Here is a 3,092-nt window from a genome sequence, read left to right on the forward strand (position 1 = left end):
GAGCATGGTGGCAAGGGAACCGTAAGAAGCCTGTCGTCCTTTCGTTTTCCCATGCAGGACGATCCACAACGGGGCATCGGGCGCATCGCGTCCAGGATGGGCACTGAGCCACTCGAGCAGGTAGGGGGTAGATATTATAACCAGCACGGGGCGGTGGCCTGTTTTGCCGAAAAACTGGAGCCGTGTGCCCAATTTCTCGAACACCACATCCTTGATGCGCAGGGTTCCGACCTCCCCTATCCTCCCCCCAGCTTCCCATAGGACAGCAACTAAGGCACGGTCGCGGGGGTGGCGCGCGGCCCGAATCAGCGCAAGGGCATCCTGCTCGGACAGAACCGGCTCCTCGCGTCGCCTAATCTTCCGGCGCTCGGATTTGATATACTTGGCGTCCTTTCCGAGCCATGTGAGGAAAGAGCGCAGGATGATTCTGAACGTCCAACGGGACCAGGGGGCGTAATGCGAACCTTCGAGCCAGCGCAGGAACCCGATTATGTCCGGCTGGGCGGCCCGCTCGAATCCACATGGGAGATGCTCGCGCACGATTCGGAGCGTTGCGGCAATCTTCGACATCCGAAACTCGGAGAGGCTATCGATAGCGAATCTATGGTCCAGGTACCGGCGCACGAGCGCGGCGTCCTCGACCGGCATTCTTTGCAGCGCTATCTCCTTGGTCCTCTGCAACAGGACCGCATTGTATATCGGCATTTTAGGCTCAAACTCCCTGGGATAACAGGGCGGCTTTGAACTGCCAACACGAAGCCCCCGGAGGGCTTCATCGCGGTAGTCCAAGTCCGCCCGGAATTTTTGCCAGCGTGACCTAGGATTTCTTGGTGAGTGATTCCTTTTCTTTCTGGAGCTGCAGTTCCACGAGTTCGTCCTTTTTAGCAGAACCCCACAAGAAGGCGGCGATAAGGACGAAGACTGCGCCGACGCCCATAAGCAGGACCGCCGCCCCAGACATGACCTCTTGGGTGGCGGCAACCCCGACAGCCTGCGCACTTCGGAACTGCATCAGTGCATCCCCTAAGATGAGAACCCCGAGACCCCCCGAGGCGAGCGCGCACACTTTCTTTATCCCGACAACAAAGCTCATTCTTACTTCCCTCCCTGTTCCTTCTTTTTCATTGTGTCATAATCCCGGCCCAGCTTCTCAACCTCAGCTTGAAGCTTCTCCACAGTAGGCAGGATGTCCGATTTCTTCACATACTCGTTATTGGCAGCTTTCGCCTCGTTTTCAAAGACCCACGATACGAAGTCATTTAGCTCCTGCAAGGAACCATACCCCACGTGAATAATCTTGCGCTTTTTATCTAGGATGGCGTGCAGGCGCGTTCCTGTCTCCACACCCTCGAACGACAATGCGATGGCCAAGTCCTTATTGAGAATGAGCCGGACCTGGTTTGTGGTCATCTGAACCGAGCCTTTTTCAGAGACCATGAGTCCTCTATTCAGGACGGATTTCATATCGTTTTTTTGCGATTCCACGGGGGAACAGTGCATCAAAATTCTTTTAAATGTGTTGGATTTAGATATAAAATGCATCTAAAACGTGGAAAGGATTATAAACCTTCTCTTTTATATACAAAACACATTCAAAAAATGAATATACAAAGAATGTAAAAAGGAGGGTTTGAGATGGCAGAAACGGAAAAGGTGCAACTACCGGCCCGGAGCGACCAGAGAGACAAGCTCGGTTCCAAGGATTTCCGGGGCAAGGTCCAAAGGATTTTCAACTTGCCATACCCGCCAGACAGCCACCCCGACTTATTGGACGTTTTCATCTCTGACATCGAGCGCAGATACGAGGAACTCGAAAAGAGGGGGTCTTGATGGACAACATCGAACGGGACTTGAAGCTCATACGGATGGGTTACGAGGCCGGGGCACACGGGATACTGCCCCTTGCGGACCTCGAAGCGGCAGTGCGGGAGCTGTATGCTGGGATAACGGGCGGACAGGCGGTCGGGGCTCAGAATCAGGGAGGAGTCCCGCCTGCCGCCAATGGAGGGGGATTCTGATGGCAGATACCATAGACGGGATGCGTGTCGGGGAAGACGGGACGTTCTATCTCCTCGTGGACGTGGGGCGGTATGGCCTCACCGCGTATGCAGTGGCTGGTTCTGACGAACCTATCTCGTGCAACGGAACCGCTGAAATATCACTTGACTTGGAGAGCGCGAAAAAGCTCCGGGATGCTCTCAACACGTTCATCGATAGTGGGACAACTGCTGGCTCAGCCACAAGTAACGGCTCAACCGGCAGTAACGGCAGTAACGGCTGAAAGGGGGAACACACACGCAAGCGGGAGGTAACGGCTGTAACGGCTGAAACCCCCCGAACCCCCCGGAACATGCGCCCTTCGCGCATGGGCAGAGCGAGGGCTGTAACGTCGGGTATTTTTTCCCGACATGCCCTCGCGTGAACTGACACAAAACTACCGGTATAGCCGTTACCTCCGGTGTGTCACAGCAGAAATTCCAGGTAACGGTTGAGCCGTTACCTTGGTAACGGCAGTAACGGCTGGAATGAAAGATATGGTGGTCATGGATGAGAAAACGGGATGGAACATTCAACTCAATCGGGCGCGAAATCAGGCTCTCGAAAGCAGCGAACGACTTCGCGGGCTCGAACCTGTCCATCATATGCGAGCAGGCAATCCAGGTCCAGATGGGGCGGGCGATGTCGCTCGAAGAATACCAAAACCGGGTCCGGGGCAACCTGAACAACCTGAACACATTTCTCGCACCCGCGGAGAAGCGCGCGCTGTCAAAGAGCGAGTTCCAATCCGCGCAGGAGATGCTCGTGAAACTCCGGCAGATGGCCGAGAATCTGGAGGGTAATGCGATATGTCGAAAATGAAGGAAGGGGATGTCTATGGGAACTAAGGAACAGGTAACCGCAAAATTGAAGGGCAGGATGGACGAGGCGAAGCGGACAATATATGTATTTGAAGACCCGCTGAGCCCGGACCGCGAAAAGAAATATAGCGCATTCGAACCGAATCTTCCCGAACTGAGAAGCGGGCAGGTATACACCTTCACGGTCGAGCATGTGGATGCCGGTAACGGCAAGCAATACCACAACCTCTTCCG

At 54.8% G+C, this 3,092-nt stretch carries 8 protein-coding genes; 5 read left to right on the top strand and 3 right to left on the bottom strand.

Annotated elements, in window-relative coordinates; genetic code table 11:
- From WC488_05175 to WC488_05185, 3 genes are all read right to left on the bottom strand, one after another.
- On the bottom strand, positions 1–705 hold a 705-nt coding region (locus tag WC488_05175; protein ID MFA5077788.1), incomplete at its 3' end, for a hypothetical protein.
- A gap of 112 nt (positions 706–817) precedes the next feature.
- The gene (locus WC488_05180) at positions 818–1,093 is read right to left on the bottom strand and encodes a hypothetical protein (GenBank protein MFA5077789.1); all 276 of its coding nucleotides are present in this window, start codon (positions 1,091–1,093) and stop codon (positions 818–820) included.
- A 2-nt stretch (positions 1,094–1,095) separates the two neighbouring features.
- Entirely contained in the window at positions 1,096–1,485 is a 390-nt protein-coding gene (locus WC488_05185) for a hypothetical protein (protein ID MFA5077790.1), read from the bottom strand.
- A 150-nt stretch (positions 1,486–1,635) separates the two neighbouring features.
- On the opposite strand from WC488_05185, the gene WC488_05190 reads away from it, so the two are divergent.
- From WC488_05190 to WC488_05210, 5 genes are all read left to right on the top strand, one after another.
- The gene (locus WC488_05190; protein MFA5077791.1) at positions 1,636–1,830 is read left to right on the top strand and encodes a hypothetical protein; all 195 of its coding nucleotides are present in this window, start codon (positions 1,636–1,638) and stop codon (positions 1,828–1,830) included.
- Positions 1,830–2,018: a hypothetical protein gene (locus WC488_05195; GenBank protein ID MFA5077792.1), complete on the top strand. Its 189-nt coding sequence runs from the start codon at positions 1,830–1,832 to the stop codon at positions 2,016–2,018. Before WC488_05190 ends, WC488_05195 begins: the two co-directional genes overlap by 1 nt.
- On the top strand, positions 2,018–2,281 hold the full coding sequence (locus WC488_05200; GenBank protein MFA5077793.1) for a hypothetical protein: 264 nt from the start codon (positions 2,018–2,020) through the stop codon (positions 2,279–2,281). The genes WC488_05195 and WC488_05200 overlap by 1 nt, the downstream gene beginning before the upstream one ends.
- Before the next feature lie 266 nt (positions 2,282–2,547).
- Positions 2,548–2,859, top strand: coding sequence for a hypothetical protein (locus tag WC488_05205; GenBank protein MFA5077794.1), 312 nt, complete (start codon positions 2,548–2,550; stop codon positions 2,857–2,859).
- 15 nt (positions 2,860–2,874) lie between these two features.
- Positions 2,875–3,092, top strand: a 218-nt coding sequence (locus WC488_05210) for a hypothetical protein (GenBank protein ID MFA5077795.1), incomplete at its 3' end; no start/stop codon positions are given.

It is taken from the genome of Candidatus Micrarchaeia archaeon, from assembly GCA_041650355.1.
Taxonomy (GTDB): domain Archaea; phylum Micrarchaeota; class Micrarchaeia; order Anstonellales; family Bilamarchaeaceae; genus JAHJBR01.